Annotated in this window: 12 protein-coding genes; 9 read left to right on the top strand and 3 right to left on the bottom strand. The window is 35.5% G+C overall.

Annotation, left to right across the window (positions count from 1 at the left end):
- The first annotated feature begins 16 nt into the window (after positions 1-16).
- The 4 genes from glf (at position 17) to O9307_RS10830 (ending at position 6,643) form a co-directional block, all read left to right on the top strand.
- A complete protein-coding gene (gene glf / locus O9307_RS10815; protein ID WP_298298962.1) occupies positions 17-1,129 on the top strand; it encodes a UDP-galactopyranose mutase in 1,113 nt (370 codons plus the stop codon).
- Positions 1,122-1,886, top strand: coding sequence for a DUF4422 domain-containing protein (locus O9307_RS10820; RefSeq protein ID WP_298298964.1), 765 nt, complete (start codon positions 1,122-1,124; stop codon positions 1,884-1,886). The genes glf and O9307_RS10820 overlap by 8 nt, the downstream gene beginning before the upstream one ends.
- A gap of 390 nt (positions 1,887-2,276) precedes the next feature.
- The gene (locus O9307_RS10825; RefSeq protein WP_298298967.1) at positions 2,277-5,264 is read left to right on the top strand and encodes a TonB-dependent receptor; all 2,988 of its coding nucleotides are present in this window, start codon (positions 2,277-2,279) and stop codon (positions 5,262-5,264) included.
- A gap of 11 nt (positions 5,265-5,275) precedes the next feature.
- Complete coding sequence (locus O9307_RS10830; protein ID WP_298298970.1) at positions 5,276-6,643, top strand: RagB/SusD family nutrient uptake outer membrane protein; 1,368 nt, start codon at positions 5,276-5,278, stop codon at positions 6,641-6,643.
- Between the two features lie 361 nt (positions 6,644-7,004).
- Here O9307_RS10830 and O9307_RS10835 read toward each other — a convergent pair whose 3' ends face one another.
- Together O9307_RS10835 and rocD are read right to left on the bottom strand one after the other, a co-directional pair.
- Entirely contained in the window at positions 7,005-7,961 is a 957-nt protein-coding gene (locus O9307_RS10835; protein WP_298298973.1) for an arginase, read from the bottom strand.
- An 8-nt stretch (positions 7,962-7,969) separates the two neighbouring features.
- Complete coding sequence (gene rocD / locus O9307_RS10840) at positions 7,970-9,253, bottom strand: ornithine--oxo-acid transaminase (protein ID WP_298298975.1); 1,284 nt, start codon at positions 9,251-9,253, stop codon at positions 7,970-7,972.
- A gap of 243 nt (positions 9,254-9,496) precedes the next feature.
- On the opposite strand from rocD, the gene O9307_RS10845 reads away from it, so the two are divergent.
- The 5 genes from O9307_RS10845 to O9307_RS10865 all read left to right on the top strand — a co-directional run bounded on the left by O9307_RS10845 (position 9,497) and on the right by O9307_RS10865 (position 15,270).
- Complete coding sequence (locus O9307_RS10845) at positions 9,497-9,949, top strand: Lrp/AsnC family transcriptional regulator (RefSeq protein ID WP_298298978.1); 453 nt, start codon at positions 9,497-9,499, stop codon at positions 9,947-9,949.
- Positions 9,950-10,069: 120 nt separating this feature from the next.
- The gene (locus O9307_RS10850; RefSeq protein ID WP_298298981.1) at positions 10,070-10,969 is read left to right on the top strand and encodes a cyanophycinase; all 900 of its coding nucleotides are present in this window, start codon (positions 10,070-10,072) and stop codon (positions 10,967-10,969) included.
- A 1-nt stretch (position 10,970) separates the two neighbouring features.
- Positions 10,971-13,172: a penicillin acylase family protein gene (locus O9307_RS10855; protein WP_298298984.1), complete on the top strand. Its 2,202-nt coding sequence runs from the start codon at positions 10,971-10,973 to the stop codon at positions 13,170-13,172.
- A gap of 90 nt (positions 13,173-13,262) precedes the next feature.
- A complete protein-coding gene (locus O9307_RS10860; RefSeq protein ID WP_298298988.1) occupies positions 13,263-14,036 on the top strand; it encodes a dienelactone hydrolase family protein in 774 nt (257 codons plus the stop codon).
- 223 nt (positions 14,037-14,259) lie between these two features.
- A complete protein-coding gene (locus tag O9307_RS10865) occupies positions 14,260-15,270 on the top strand; it encodes a M28 family metallopeptidase (RefSeq protein ID WP_298298993.1) in 1,011 nt (336 codons plus the stop codon).
- A 7-nt stretch (positions 15,271-15,277) separates the two neighbouring features.
- Here the strand turns inward: O9307_RS10865 and O9307_RS10870 are convergent.
- A partial coding sequence (locus O9307_RS10870) for a hypothetical protein (RefSeq protein ID WP_298298990.1) occupies positions 15,278-15,518 on the bottom strand: 241 nt, incomplete at its 5' end.

The following is a 15,518-nucleotide window of genomic DNA, read 5'->3' on the forward strand; positions in this document are numbered from 1 at the left end:
TATCTAATTTTGTGCCATGAAAAAAGAATATGATTATCTAATAGTAGGCTCAGGTCTCTTTGGCAGTGTGTTTGCACATGAAGCCCATAAAGCTGGAAAAAAATGCTTGATTATTGACAAGAGAAATCATTTAGGAGGTAACGTTTACTGTGAAAAGATTGCAGACATTAATGTTCATAAATATGGAGCTCATATCTTCCATACTAATGATAAAAATTTATGGGACTATGTCAATCAATTTGTAGAATTCAACAATTACATCAATGCACCGCTAGCCTTTACCAAAGGAAAACTGTACAACCTCCCCTTCAATATGAATACTTTTTATCAATTGTGGGGCACCAAAACTCCAGCTGAAGCCCAAGCAAAAATTGATGACCAAATTAAAACCTATGGTGTACCAGAACCTAAAAATCTCGAAGAACAAGCTTTGTCATTGGTCGGAAAAGACATTTATGAAAGCTTCATAAAGGAATATACCGAAAAACAATGGGGGCGAAAAGCGTCAGAACTACCTGCTTTCATTATTAAAAGACTGCCTGTTCGATTTACTTTTGACAACAACTATTTTAACGACAAATATCAAGGAATTCCTATTGGTGGGTATAACAAATTGATTGATGGTCTATTGAAAGGTATAGAATGTAAAACCGATGTTGATTATTTTAAGGAAAAAGAATATTACGACAACCTAGCCTCTAAAATTGTTTATACTGGAAAAATAGATGAGTATTTTGATTTTAGATTAGGCGTTTTGGAATACCGATCCTTACGTTTTGAAAATGAGACTTTAGATCTTAAAAATTTTCAAGGCAATGCCGTTGTAAATTACAATGATGCGAGCCATGATTATACTCGTATTATAGAACACAAACATTTTGAATTTGGTAATCAGCCTCAAACAGTAATTACAAAAGAATATCCACAGGAATGGAATCGTAAAAACGAACCTTTTTACCCAATTAATGACCATCACAATCAATCCCTATTTGAGGAATATAAAAGACTTTCTCTTCAAGAAAAAAATGTTATATTCGGGGGAAGATTAGCAGAATACCGTTATTATGACATGCATCAAGTAATCGCTTCCGCATTACACAAATCCAAAATAGAACTTCAGAATGACTAAAATATTTATTGTTACACACGAAAAAAGTCCAATATTAGCAAATGATATTCTCGTACCTATTCAGGTTGGAAACAGGACTAATATAGAAACTAACATTCTAAGGGATGACACTTTAGACACAATCTCTAACAAAAACAATAATTTTTGCGAATTGACCGCAGCCTATTGGATTTGGAAAAATTATAATGAAGCAGAAATTGTAGGGATTTGCCATTATAGGAGATACTTCAACTTCTTTAACCCAATTTACAACCTAAAACCCTCTGCTCAAAAAAAAATAAGTGTTTCGAAATTTAAGCAGAGTAAAGCATTTAAAAGTTCATCCAGTATTTTAAATAAAAAAATCACTTCTATACTCAGTACTCATGATATCATATTAGTTAGGCCTTATGAGTTCAAAAAAGGCTCCTTAAGTCAAAATTACTGTGATGAGCATAGACCCGAGGATTGGGAGTTGACAAAAGTAATAATTAAAGAGAAATATCCGCAGTATACAGAAAGTATCAAATTGTTTTTAGACGAAGGAACCAAATTTCATATTGGCAATATGCTAATTTGCACAAAGAAATTATTTGATGATTATCATGAATGGCTATTTTCTATCCTTTTCGAACTTGAATCTAAAGTCACCATACCAGACGATCCGTATCAAGCTAGGCTATTTGGATTTATATCCGAAAGACTAATTAACTTATATGTATACCATAACAAACTAAAAATAAAAGGTATACCATCGTATAAAATTTTAGATCTTTAACTTTCTGAAATCATTATAAAAGTCTTAAAAAATACCTTTTCATTCATACTTATGAATTAAACAAATTAACTAGTTTTTTTTAATATTAAAATTTTAATATAAATCGAATTATATTGTTAAATATCAACGCAAAAACAACCTTCTTTAACAAAATTTAGCTACTAACAAGTTAAAAATCGTCAAAACAACATTTTTAACAAGTTAAATCCCAATAGTGAAATTAAAAATTTACTAAAAAAACCTCAAAAAAAACACAAATTACCCATTTTTTTAAGTTTACACGTCAATTATTCATAAAAAACACAAAAATAAAGACATTTTAATAAATTTGTTTTTTTTCTTTAACATTATATTATGATATTTGACTAACTAATCTTAAATGTTTTTAATATGAGAATCAATTTTAAGCATTTTTTGAGCTTGCTTTTTGCCTTATTCGTGCAAATAACTGTCGCTCAAGAAATCACAGTAACTGGTGTTGTTACAGATCAAGCTGGAATTCCTATTCCAGGTGCTAATGTTCTAGTAAAAGGTACAAAATCAACAACACAAACAGACTTTTCGGGTGCTTTTGCAATCAAAGCAGCTGCAGGTGATGTGTTAGTAGTTAGTTTTGTAGGCATGACTACAGTTGAAGCAAAAGCTTCTTCTAAAGTTTTAGTAAAGTTGAAAGACGCTTCAAATCTATTGGAAAGTGTAGTTGTAGTAGGTTACGGTACTCAATCCAAGAAGAAATCTACAGATGCTATCGCAAGAGTAACCGCCAAAGACATTCAGCAAATTCCTGTTTCTAACATTCAAAATGCATTAGTTGGAAAGTTAGCTGGGGTACAAATTACACAAACTAACGGAAAAGTTGAAGGTGGGGTAAGTGTTCGTGTGAGAGGTGCAGCTAGTATTAGTGCTGGTAAGGAACCTCTTTATGTATTAGATGGAATTCCATTAATCACAACGAATGAATCTAATAATGGAGCACCAACAAACCCATTACTTACATTAAGTACGAACGAAATCGAATCCATTGATGTGTTAAAAGACGCTTCATCTGCTGCAATTTATGGAGCAAGAGGAGCAAATGGTGTAGTGATCATAACAACTAAAAAAGGAAAAGAAGGTAAAGGAACTTTTTCTATCAATCTATCTCAAGGAGTTAGTGAAGCCACTCACAAAAGAAAATGGTTAAATGCTGCTCAATATGTAGAATTATTTACTGAGGCTTCTATCAATGGAACAGGAGATGCTTCTGAGGCTGAATCTTACTTTGATGCTTATGCTGCCGATACCGATTGGAGAACTCTAGAAAATGATACTGACTGGCAAGATCTTGCGTTTAGAAATGGATATACTACTGATGCAGACTTCTCTTTATCGGGAGGTGATACCAAAACAAGATACTTTTTCTCCGGAGCTTACAACAGCACTTCAGGGATTATCGTTAATAATGACTTAGAAAGAATAACAGCAAGAACGAATATTTCTCATAAACTTACAGATCGTTTTACAGCTGGAATGAACTTAAGTTTCTCAAGATCTCAAATAAACAGAGTTCAAGACGATAATTCATTTACAACACCTCTACAAATGGTAGCTCAGTCCCCTTTAGCGCCTGCTCGATTGAAGGATGGTTCTCCTAACCAAAATACTGAATACGTTAACTACGTACAAGCTGCAGACAATTCATTCTACAAGACTTTGGTTAGAAGAGTTATTGGAAAAGTATATGGTGAATTTAAAATTCTTCCCTATTTAAAAGCGAATAGCGATTTTTCATATGATTTAATGTCGCAAACGGAAGATGCATGGTATGGAAAAAACTTCCCAAATATGGCTACTGATGGAGAAGTTTTTGCAAGTTCAGTAAACAATGAAACTTTTATCACTAGTAATTACTTGACATTTGATAAAACATTTGCCGAAAATCACAATGTAAACATCGTTGCCGGTATGGAATTTAACAAATTCAATAGAAGATACCAAGATGTAACTAGCATCTATTTCCCTAATGATAGCTTTACAACTATAGATGGTGGTGCTGAAGTAAATGCTGGATCTGGAAGCGAAACAGATTACACATTTGTATCTCAATTCGGAAGACTTAGTTATTCATATGCCAATAAATATTTATTTAAAGCAAGCATCCGTCGTGATGGTTCTTCAAGATTTGGTGCAAATAACAAATTTGGAACTTTTCCAGCTGTTTCCGCAGGCTGGGTTGTGTCCGAAGAAAATTTCTTAAAAGACAACTCTGTTATTTCTTACTTAAAGTTTAAAGGAAGCTGGGGTAAATTAGGAAATGCTGAATTAGGAAACTTCGCCTCAAGACAGTTCTATGGTCCTAACTCATACAACCTTAAATCGGGATTAACTTTTACGCAAGCTGGTAACCCAAATTTAACTTGGGAAAAATCATCTCAAATTGACTTTGGTACCGAAGTTGGTTTCTTAAACAAAATCAACCTGGAAGTTGATTATTACAAAAAAAATACAGACGGCTTATTGTTTAGTGTACCGCTATCTTTAAGCTCAGGCGCAACATCAATAAATAAAAATATTGGAGAAATTGAAAGTAAAGGAATTGAGTTTGTATTAAATACAAAAAATATTGATAATCAAAACTTTAAATGGAGCACTAGTTTTAATTTAACTACAAACAACACAAAAGTGCTTTCTTTGCCAAACGACAATAAAGATTTAGTAGGTACTTTTACAATCAACCGAGTTGGTGAAAATGTTTCTTCTTTTTATTTAAAAGAATATGCTGGAGTTGACCCTGCAAATGGTGATGCCTTGTTCTATCTAAACACCTTAAACCCTGATGGATCAATTGATAGAACTAAAACTAATGATTACGCTGCAGCGCAAAGAGTAATTGCTGGAAATCCTTTCCCTACCTTAATGGCTGGCTTAACTAATACCATAAATTACAAAGGATTAGATTTTACTTTCACTTTCCAAGGAGAATGGGGAGCAAGCATCTATAATTCAGCAGGTATATTTCAATCAGTTTCTGGAGACTATTTAGACAACCAAACAATAGATCAATTAAACCGTTGGAGAAATCCAGGTGACATTACTAATGTACCTCAAGCTAGACTTTATGGAGGTAATGGAACGGGACACTCTACAAGATTCTTAGACCAAGCTGATTTTGTACGTTTAAGAAACTTAACTATTGGCTATACATTACCAAGCAGTGTGGTAAAAGATTTAGGAATGAGTAGTGTTCGTTTTTATGGTACTGGTGTGAACTTACTTACTTTTACCAACTATTCTGGTTATGATCCAGAAGCCAGAAGAGATGATACAGGAATAGGGGAAGAATTCTATTCTGCTCCACCAGCTAGAACAATTGCATTGGGTGTAAATATTAATTTCTAATAATAAAAAATATGAAAGTCAATAAATTAATCATATATACATTTCTTGCAGCTATGTTTATCAGTTGCGAGAGCGAATTAGATGTAGATCCTAGACAAAGAGAGGATGCCTCTATAACTTTAAGTACTGAAAGTGGAATCACCAATATACTTACTGGTACCTATGCTATTGCTGCTACTGGTGATCTTTATGGTGGTAGAGTGCAAGTTTCGGCTGATTTACTAGGACAAACCGGTTCTACAACTACTACAGACTTAAGATGGAGAGGTACATTTGTCCCATTTAGACAAATGTACACTAAAACTATGCTTGTAGATAATGGCTTTGCTCAAAACATTTGGGCAAGAAGTTATGAAATTATCAATGCCTCAAACATAGTAATTGAAAATATCAACAAAGTTGCCGACCCTGCTAAACAAACTAGAATGATAGCCGAAGCCAATTTCTTAAAATCTTTGGCCTACTTTGATTTAGTTCGCTTTTTTGCAAAGCCCTATGAAGCTGGGAAAACAAATAGTCAATTAGGAGTTGTAATTAGAGACAAAGCCATTTATGACTATAATAAAGACTATTCAAAAGAGAGAAGTTCTGTAGAAGAAGTATATGCCTTAGTTATAGCGGGTCTAAACAAAGCCTATACTGATCTTCCTGCAAGCAACAGCTTTTACGCAAATAAATATGCTGCAAAAGCCCTTTTGGCTAGAGTATATTTGCAAATGCAAAATTATCCTGCAGCAAGAGATGCTGCTAACGATGTAATTGCGAACAGTGGTGCTCGATTAATGGCAACCTATAAAGAAGCATTCAACCATGAGGTTAATCAAGCTGAAGACATTTTTGCAATCCAAATTACCAACCAAACAGGAACTAATGACATGATTACTTTCTTTGCGTCTGGTTTAAATGGAGGTCGAGGCGGCGATGTAGAAATTAGAGGAACTTACTTGAACAAATTTGACGATGTAAATGATGAAAGAAGGAATTTCAATTACATCAATTCTGTAAATGGTAGAAGGTTAACTTCAAAATATACAAGTCAATTTGGAGACGTTCCAATCATTCGTTTAGCAGAAATGTATTTAATTCGTGCAGAAGCAAATTTACAAGCCGGAACAACTGTTGGAGACACTCCTCTAAACGACATTAATAGATTAAGAACTAGAGCAAAAGCTACTTTGTTTAGTACTGTTACTTTGGCTAACATCTTTCGTGAAAGAGAATTAGAATTAGGTATGGAAGGTTTTAGAATTCATGATATTAAAAGAACTAAAGGTTCTATATCTTCTTCTTTGCCATGGGACTCAGACTTGTTGGTTTTTCCAATTCCTCAAAGAGAAAAAGACGTGAATGGACTAATCACTCAAAATCCTGGATATTAATCATTTCTTGATTTAGTTATAGCCACTCCAAAAATTTGGAGTGGCTTTTTTATTTCTATAGATAGGTACAAATCAATTACAAAATCATCCAAAAACACTTCAAAAAAAACAAATGACCTATCGTATTAAAAAAAATTGCAACAGTAAGTAATACTTACCAACTAGAAGACCTGCAAAAAACTTTTATACCGAGGTTACGAATTAGACATCAAGAGTAATAAAGTTTCATTCTTTCTATCTCCTGTTGAATAAACTCTACAATTCCTTTTATTACTTTATATAAACCAATCAAGAACAAAAAAAAGGCTTAAAATCAAAATTTCTTAAGCCTTGTTTAGTAAAAATTGAAAAAAAAAATTAACTATTCAATAGGTAAAACTAAAGTAGAAGTTATTGCCTCTAATACTTCAAAAGCCGTTTCTGCCATTTTATTGCCTTTCGTATCCAATAATGGATTGACTTCTACGACTTCAATACATACTACTTTTTTGGTTTTGATGATTTGATCTATTATAGCGATTATCTCATACTGATCAAATCCTCTTGAGACCGGAGTTCCAGTGCCAAAGGATATCAAATCACAATCCATAGCATCTACATCAAAAGAAATATATAGCACTTCGCAATGTGACAAATGCACTAAAGCCTCTGCAACACACTTTTCTAATCCTCTATATCTAATTTCGTCAACTTTATAATTACGAATAGACAAACGTTCCATTTGCTGATCTTCAGCTTCTTCGGTATCACGAACCCCGAAATACACTAAATTCTCTGGCTTTATTTTGGGTCCTTTATAACCAATTTGCTTCATTTCTTCCCAATACTTTTGAGTATCTAAATCCACAGCATTTGTTTTGGCTTCTAAATTATCATTAGCCAATGCGGCAGCCAAAGGCATGCCATGAATATTTCCTGAGGGTGAGGTATAAGGTGAATGCAAATCTGCATGCGCATCAATCCAAATCACTCCCACATTCTGTTCCGGAAATGCCGCTTTTATTCCGCTAATAGTTCCTAAAGCCGAGGAATGATCTCCAGAAAGTACGATAGGAAAATAATCATTTACATTTTTCTGAACTGCATTACTGACACGGACACATTGCTCTACCACATGTTCAATTCGCTTGGCAACGGTGCTCCTATTTTTATCGTAAATCGATTCATTATGCGTTTTGATATCCTCAAAAGGGAATTGATTAAAATAATCACTTCCTTGATTGATCGCGGCAATTTCTATAGCATCAATACCCATATCTGAACCACGGGTACCAGCTCCGATATCGGATCTATTTTTAATTAATTTAATAGGCTTCATACAACTTTCTAGATAAAATCATTTAACGCTTTTTCAATAATCGCTAAACATTCTTGAATTTGTCCTTCAGTAATTATTAATGGTGGTGCAAAACGAATTTTGTTTCCGTGAGTGGGTTTCGCCAACAAACCATAATCTCTAAAGCGCAAACAAATATCCCAAGCCAAATCAGAATTTTCATCACTATTAATCACTATTGCATTCAGCAATCCTTTTCCTCTTACCAAAGTTATCAAAGGATTTTTCGCTGCAATATCATTTAATCCTTGTCGTAGTATGTTTCCTAAACGATCTGCGTTAGCGGCTAAATTTTCATCTTTCACCACTTCCAAAGCTGCAATAGCCACAGCTGCTGCAACAGGATTTCCACCAAAAGTAGAACCGTGTTGCCCTGGTTTAATCACATTCATAATCTCATTATTGGCCAAAACTGCCGAAACTGGATATACTCCACCAGAAATGGCTTTTCCAAGAATAAGGATATCTGGTTTTACTTCAGGTGTTTTTTCACAACCTTTTTCACAAGAACAATTCCCACAAGTAGCTAATAAACGTCCTGTACGAGCGATTCCTGTTTGTACTTCATCGGCTATAAAAAGAGCATTATGCGCTTCACAAAGTGCTTTAGCTTTGGCCAAATACCCTTCGGAAAGCACATACACTCCAGCTTCACCTTGAATAGGTTCTACTAAAAACCCAGCAATATTAGGAGATGATTGCAATGCTTTTTCTAAAGCTTCGATATCATCATAAGGAATTCGGATAAAACCTTCGGTGAAAGGACCAAAACTTTTACGCGCTCCTTCATCATTAGAAAAGGAGATTATTGTAGTCGTTCTTCCATGAAAATTGTTTTCGCAAACAATTACTTGTGCTTGATTTTCTGGAATACCTTTCACTTCATACGCCCATTTACGGCATAATTTCAAAGCAGTTTCTACCGCTTCTGCCCCAGTATTCATTGGTAATACTTTATCGAAGCCGAAATAATCCGTAATATATTCTTCGAAAACGCCTAATTTATCATTATGAAAAGCACGAGAAGTTAAAGTCAACTTTTGGGCTTGTTCCACCATAGCACCAACAATTTTTGGATGACAGTGTCCTTGATTCACGGCTGAATAAGCCGAAAGAAAATCAAAGTATTTTTTCCCATCAACATCCCAAACATAAACCCCTTCCCCTCGTTCTAAAACTACAGGTAACGGATGATAATTATGGGCACCGTATTGGTCTTCTTTTGCAATCAAAACTTCGGATTTTGAAGAGAGAATTTGTTCTGAATGTATCATTTTAATGCATTTAATTTATACTTTAAAAACAAAAGTAGCATAATTAAATCAAAATTTATTAAAAAAAGTAAATTTTGACTCTAATTTTTATTTAAAAAAATATTTTTAAGCTTTATTTCCACTTTTTTAAGTCATTTTGTCATTTTTAAAACTGAATCAAAGCTTTCATTTTGAAATGAAATAAAAATAATTACTTTTATAAATGAAATAAAAAGTGATTTTAACTTAAAAATACATTTAAAAATGGAAGTATTAGACGAATATGACATCAACATTATTAAGGAATTGGAGAAAGATGGAAGAATGGCTTTTTCTGCTATTGCTACTAGTCTCAAAATTTCGAATACCATGGTGCATCAACGAATCAACCGATTAATTGACCAAGGTGTAATTACTGGAATTAAACCTGTAATTAACGAGAAAAAAATTGGTTATGATTGGGGAGCCTTTACTGGTATCACTTTAAATAAAGATGCCGATTCTAAAAGAGTAATTGATGAATTAAAGGAAATACCAGAAATAACGGAATGCTATTTTATTACGGGCTCATTTACCTTATACATCAAAATGATTGCAAAAGATCATGAACATATGAGGAAATTATTATACGAAAAAATAGATAATATTCCAGGCATAGCCAAAACCGATTCTATTATCGAATTAGGGTGTGCTTTCAAAAGAAATGTCACTTTTTAAACCACTAAATATGTTCCCTGATTTTCTAACCAACCACCACTCCAATACAATTTCTAACTTGTTTTGTATAGTATTGACTACAATGTAAAGATGATATACATTCTATTCATAAAAAAAACCATGAATAAACCATTACTAACTGTTAAAACAAGCCCTATTATGCCGTTTTCAAAAACTACCATATCAAAATTTTCCGCTTTTGTGATTCTTTTTTTGACCATTAGCTGTGTAACGCATGCTCAAAAAAACAAAGGGAAATTATTCATCATCGGGGGCGGAAAACGCTCTGATGTATTGATGAATCAGATGCTAAAAGTAGCTGATTTAAAAACCAAAGACTTTATTGTAGTGCTTCCAATGTCTAGCGAAGAACCTGATAGTGCCTATATTTATTTCAAAAAACAGTTAAGTAAACTTACTCCTCACCCTATCGTGATGCTCAATTTTGACAAAACCAGCAGTCAAAATAAAGTCCTTACCGATTCGCTTCAAAAAGCCAAACTCATCTTCATAAGCGGTGGCGATCAAACCCGTTTTATGGGAGTCGTTCGCGGAACTCCTATTTATGATGCGATTCACAAAGCGCATCAAAACGGCAGTACGATTGCAGGAACTAGCGCTGGTGCAGCAGTGATGTGCGAAAATATGATTACTGGCAACCAAAAATTAGAAACCAAATACACCGAAACCTTTGACAACATCCGTTATGATAATCTTGAAATTAACTCAGGTTTGGGCTTAGTAAAAAACGTCATTATTGACCAACATTTTCTAAAAAGAAGTCGATACAATCGCTTACTGACAGGCTTAGTCGATTTCCCAAATCACATTGGAATAGGAATTGACGAAAGTACTGCCATTGTCGTGAGAGACAAAAACATAGAAGTCGTGGGCGAAAGCGAAGTCATCGTGGTCAAAAATCCTAAAGAAATCAAAAAAGCGCCAAAGAATCATCTCGTTAGTATCAAATCTTTAGAAATGAGCGTTTTGATTGAAGGTCAAAAATTTAATATTCAATAAAATGAAAACACAACATTATTGGGCGATTGTTTGGATGCTACTATTGAGTCCAATGCCTTCGATTTGGGCACAACAATTAACGGCTTCAGAAGTAAAACGAATGGAGCAACAGGCCAAACAAGTCACCATCATCAGAGACAATTGGGGCATTGCCCACGTGTACGGAAAGACCGATGCTGATGCTGTTTTTGGGATGTTGTATGCACAATGCGAAGACGACTTTAAGCGTGTCGAGATGAACTATATCGATAAGTTAGGTCGCTTGGCAGAAATAAAAGGTGTTGGTGTTTTGTACAACGATTTGGAAACCCGCTTGCTTATTGACGCCGAAGAAGCCAAAGCCGATTACAAAAAAGCGGCACCTTGGCTCAAAAAACTACTAAACAGTTATGCGGATGCCATCAACTATTACTTGTACAAACATCCTGAAGTAAAACCATTATTGCTAACTCGTTTTGAACCTTGGTTTCCTTTACTTTGGACGGATGGCAGTATTGGCGCAATTAGTACCGCCGATTTAAGCACGGGCGAACTGAAAGCTTTTTACTCTGGCAACAACGACAAAGTTGCTTACATTGAAAGAGATGTAAATGTGCAAACAGGCTCTAATGGATTTGCTATTGCTCCTTCAAAATCGGTGACGGGTAATGCACTTTTATACATCAATCCACACACTACTTTTTATTTTAGACCCGAAATCCAAATCAGTAGCCAAGAGGGATTGAACGCTTACGGAGCGGTGACTTGGGGACAGTTTTTTATTTACCAAGGTTTTAATGAAAACTGTGGCTGGATGCATACTTCTTCAAATGTAGACGTGGCCGATCTATATGCAGAAAAAATAGTCGACCAAAAAGGAAAATTTTTTTATGAATACGATGGAAAATTATTGCCAGTAAAAGAGAAAAATATCGTTCTTAAGTATTTGAATAAAGGACAAATGGCTTCCAAAACCATCAAGACGTATTTTACGATTCACGGTCCGATTATGGCTAAGCGAGACGGAAAATGGATTAGTTTGAAATCCAAAAACCGCAATATGGAAAGTTTGGTACAAAGTTGGGTGAGAACCAAATCAAAGAGCTTTGAGGACTACCAAAAAGCAATGGATTTAAAAGCCAATACCTCTAACAATACAGTCTATGCCGACAACAAAGGAAACATTGCCTATTGGCACGGGAACTTTATTCCGATGCGCGACAAAAGTCTCAATTGGGCAAAAGTAGTCGATGGCACCACCTCCAAAACCCAATGGAAAGGTTTGCATCCAGTGTCTGAAACCGTGCATTTGTACAATCCAAGTAACGGTTGGTTACAAAATTGCAACTCTACACCCTATTCTGTAGCAGGCAATAATAGTCCAAAAGAATCTAACTATTTGCCATATATGGCTCCTGATGGGGAAAACTTTAGAGGAATCAATGCCGTTCGTATTTTTAGCCAAGACAAAAAATACACCTTAGACAATTTGATTACGGATGGTTACGACACCAAATTGTCAGCTTTTGAAGTGTTACTCCCTGCTTTGATTGCCAATTTTCAAAAAGACGCTCGAGCTCAAGAACCCAAATTCAAAGATTTGGAAGCTCCTATTCAAGTGTTGAAAAATTGGAATTATTATTCGAATGTAAATTCTGTGGCGACTACTTTGGCTAATGAATGGGCATTCAAATTAAATCCAATTTTGCAAAAAGTCTACATCGACGAAGGTGAAAAAGACCAAGTAGAAAATATGACCGAGTTTGCCAAAACTGCTGGCATTGATGATATGCTACCACAATTGCGAGAAGTCATTCAAGAATTGCAAACTAAATTTGGGAAATGGGAAATTCCGTGGGGCGAAATCAACCGTTTTCAACGTCCTTCTGGAGACATAGACTTAACTTATGACGACAACCAAGAAAGTTTAGCAATGGGTACTGCTTCTGTATTGTGGGGAAGTTTACCTGCTTTCAAAAGTGCATACCAAAACAACAGCAAAAAACGATATGGTTACAACGGTAACAGCTTTATTTGTGCGGTTGAATTTGGCCCAAAGATAAAAGCAAGATCTTTATTGGCAGGAGGAAATTCAGGAGACCCAAACTCCAGACACTTTTTTGACCAAGCCAAAATGTATCAAAACGCACAATTCAAAGACGTTTTATTCTACAAAGAAGACGTGCAAAAAAATGCTGAAAAAACCTATTATCCTGGTGAGTAATCCCAATCGATACTTCAAATGCCCTCGTAAATTTTTCACGAGGGTATTTTTTTTGAGTAATATTACTGATATTTGTTAAAAACTAACCCTATGAGAAATATTACAGCCCTATTTTTGACACTACTACTTTGTAGTCTATCAAGTAATGCTCAACTAAAAGCCATTTCCTATCAAGATGGCAATCAAAAACTAAACGGCTTTGCCATTCAACCCAAGAAAAAAAACAGCCAAAAACCAGGAATTCTGATTCTTCCCGCGTGGAAAGGTATCGATGACCATTCTAAACAAACCGCTATCGAACTATCAGATCTAGGATATCACGCCTTTATTGCCGATATTTATGGAGAAGGAAATTATCCAAAAGACAATGCCGAAGCCGGAAAAAATGCAGGTTATTACAAAAAAAACACCGACTTGTACCAGAAAAGAATTAGCCTTGCCTTAGCACAACTCATTCAATCTGGCGCCAATCCCGAAAATATTGCAGTGATTGGTTTTTGCTTTGGTGGAACAGGCGCTTTAGAAGCCGCACGAGGCAATATGAACATCAAAGGAGTAGTTTCGTTTCACGGCGGTTTAGGTAAAGATGCATCCCGCACTACTACTCCAATCCAAGCTAAAGTTTTGGCATGTCACGGTGCCGATGATCCTTTTGTTCCCAAAGAAGAAATTGCAGCCTTTCAACAAGAAATGCGCGATGCCAAAGCCGATTGGGAAATGATTTATTATGCCAATGCCGTGCACTCCTTTACCGATCCAAACGCAGGAAACGACAACTCCAAAGGAGCCGCTTACAATGAAAAAGCTGCAAAACGTTCCTTCGAACACATGCAACTTTTCTTAAACGAAATTTTAAAAAAATAAAAATTTTGACCGCAGATTCGCAAATTGATAGAAATTCAAAGCAAAAATAATTCACTCTCAAGCCAAAGAAAAACAACCGCAAATTCGCAAATTGAAACTATACCAACGAAAAAATAATTTGCGAATTTGCGGTTAATTAAATTAATGCATTAGTGGCCATTATAACCCACTACTTCCCCCTAAAATAATTTGAATTTGCGTTAAATAAAATCCTTAAAAAATGATCCAAAAAGCACTAGTATGTGCTGTACTTATTAGCCTTTCATGTACGGCACAAAACAAATCCAAAGCAGCGCCTATACAAAAATACCTGGCCACCATTACCCAAAACGACTTGAAAAAACACCTCACAATCGTTGCTTCCGACGAAATGGAAGGACGCGACACAGGAACCGAAGGCCAAAAAAAAGCCGGTCGTTACCTCATCGAACAATACAAGAAAAATGGTATTTCGTTTCCTGATGGTGCTACCGACTATTACCAAAAAGTACCCGCCGAGTTCATGAAGTCCAATTATGGTCCAAAACTCAATGACTCCGAGAACATTTGGGCCTTCATCAAAGGAACTGAAAAACCAGACGAAATCTTGGTCATTTCCGCCCATTATGACCACGTGGGCGTTGAAAATGGTGACGTATACAACGGCGCCGACGACGATGGCTCAGGAACCGTGGCACTTTTAGAAATAGCACAAGCCTTTCAACTAGCAAAAAAACATGGTCACGGGCCAAAACGTTCCATCTTAATTTTGCATGTAACAGGTGAAGAACACGGCTTGCACGGTTCTCGTTTTTATGCCAAAAACCCATTATTTCCCTTAAAAAACACCATTGCCGACATCAATATTGATATGATTGGGCGTCGCGATTTTGACCATCCCAACACCAACAATTATGTGTATGTCATTGGTGCCGATCGCTTGTCTAGTCAGCTACATGAAATCACCGTGGCCGCTAACGAAAAATACACCAAAATGGAGTTGGATTTCAAATACAACGACAAGAATGATCCCAATCGTTTTTATGAGCGCTCCGACCACTACAACTTTGCCAAAAATGGCATCCCGTCAGTATTTTTGTTCAATGGCGTACACGAAGACTACCATAAAAAAACCGATGAAGTCAGCAAAATCGAGTTTGATGCCCTAGCCAAAAGAACCCAATTGGCCTTTGCTATGGCTTGGGAATTGGCCAACAGACCCGAACGCATCGTGGTAGACAAACCTTTACAATAGTTGCATTCTAAGGAGCAGGAAAAACAGGCTCTTTTGCCAACATAGGTCCCGCCATCCGCTGTATCTTTGCTTTTTTAAAGGAAAAAAGCAAAGTATGCCGCTGCTGTCCTACCGTCTGGACACATCTTTTGATAGGCCACAGATGACACGGATTGAACGGATTTAAACCAATAAATTTGTTGTCTTTTAAAAAAATGTGTAGAAAAAACATAAGTTTTATAAATAATATTTTAAAATACAACCAAAAA

The sequence above is a fragment of the Flavobacterium sp. genome, assembly GCF_027531905.1.
GTDB lineage: Bacteria > Bacteroidota > Bacteroidia > Flavobacteriales > Flavobacteriaceae > Flavobacterium.

What these genes read in the sequence shown, in the direction of transcription:
- glf (WP_298298962.1), top strand. Translation starts at nt 17, where the DNA reads ATGAAAAAAGAATATGATTATCTAATAGTAGGCTCAGGTCTCTTTGGC.
- O9307_RS10820 (WP_298298964.1), top strand. Translation starts at nt 1,122, where the DNA reads ATGACTAAAATATTTATTGTTACACACGAAAAAAGTCCAATATTAGCA.
- O9307_RS10825 (WP_298298967.1), top strand. Translation starts at nt 2,277, where the DNA reads ATGAGAATCAATTTTAAGCATTTTTTGAGCTTGCTTTTTGCCTTATTC.
- O9307_RS10830 (WP_298298970.1), top strand. Translation starts at nt 5,276, where the DNA reads ATGAAAGTCAATAAATTAATCATATATACATTTCTTGCAGCTATGTTT.
- O9307_RS10835 (WP_298298973.1), bottom strand. Translation starts at nt 7,961, where the DNA reads ATGAAGCCTATTAAATTAATTAAAAATAGATCCGATATCGGAGCTGGT.
- rocD (WP_298298975.1), bottom strand. Translation starts at nt 9,253, where the DNA reads ATGATACATTCAGAACAAATTCTCTCTTCAAAATCCGAAGTTTTGATT.
- O9307_RS10845 (WP_298298978.1), top strand. Translation starts at nt 9,497, where the DNA reads ATGGAAGTATTAGACGAATATGACATCAACATTATTAAGGAATTGGAG.
- O9307_RS10850 (WP_298298981.1), top strand. Translation starts at nt 10,070, where the DNA reads ATGAATAAACCATTACTAACTGTTAAAACAAGCCCTATTATGCCGTTT.
- O9307_RS10855 (WP_298298984.1), top strand. Translation starts at nt 10,971, where the DNA reads ATGAAAACACAACATTATTGGGCGATTGTTTGGATGCTACTATTGAGT.
- O9307_RS10860 (WP_298298988.1), top strand. Translation starts at nt 13,263, where the DNA reads ATGAGAAATATTACAGCCCTATTTTTGACACTACTACTTTGTAGTCTA.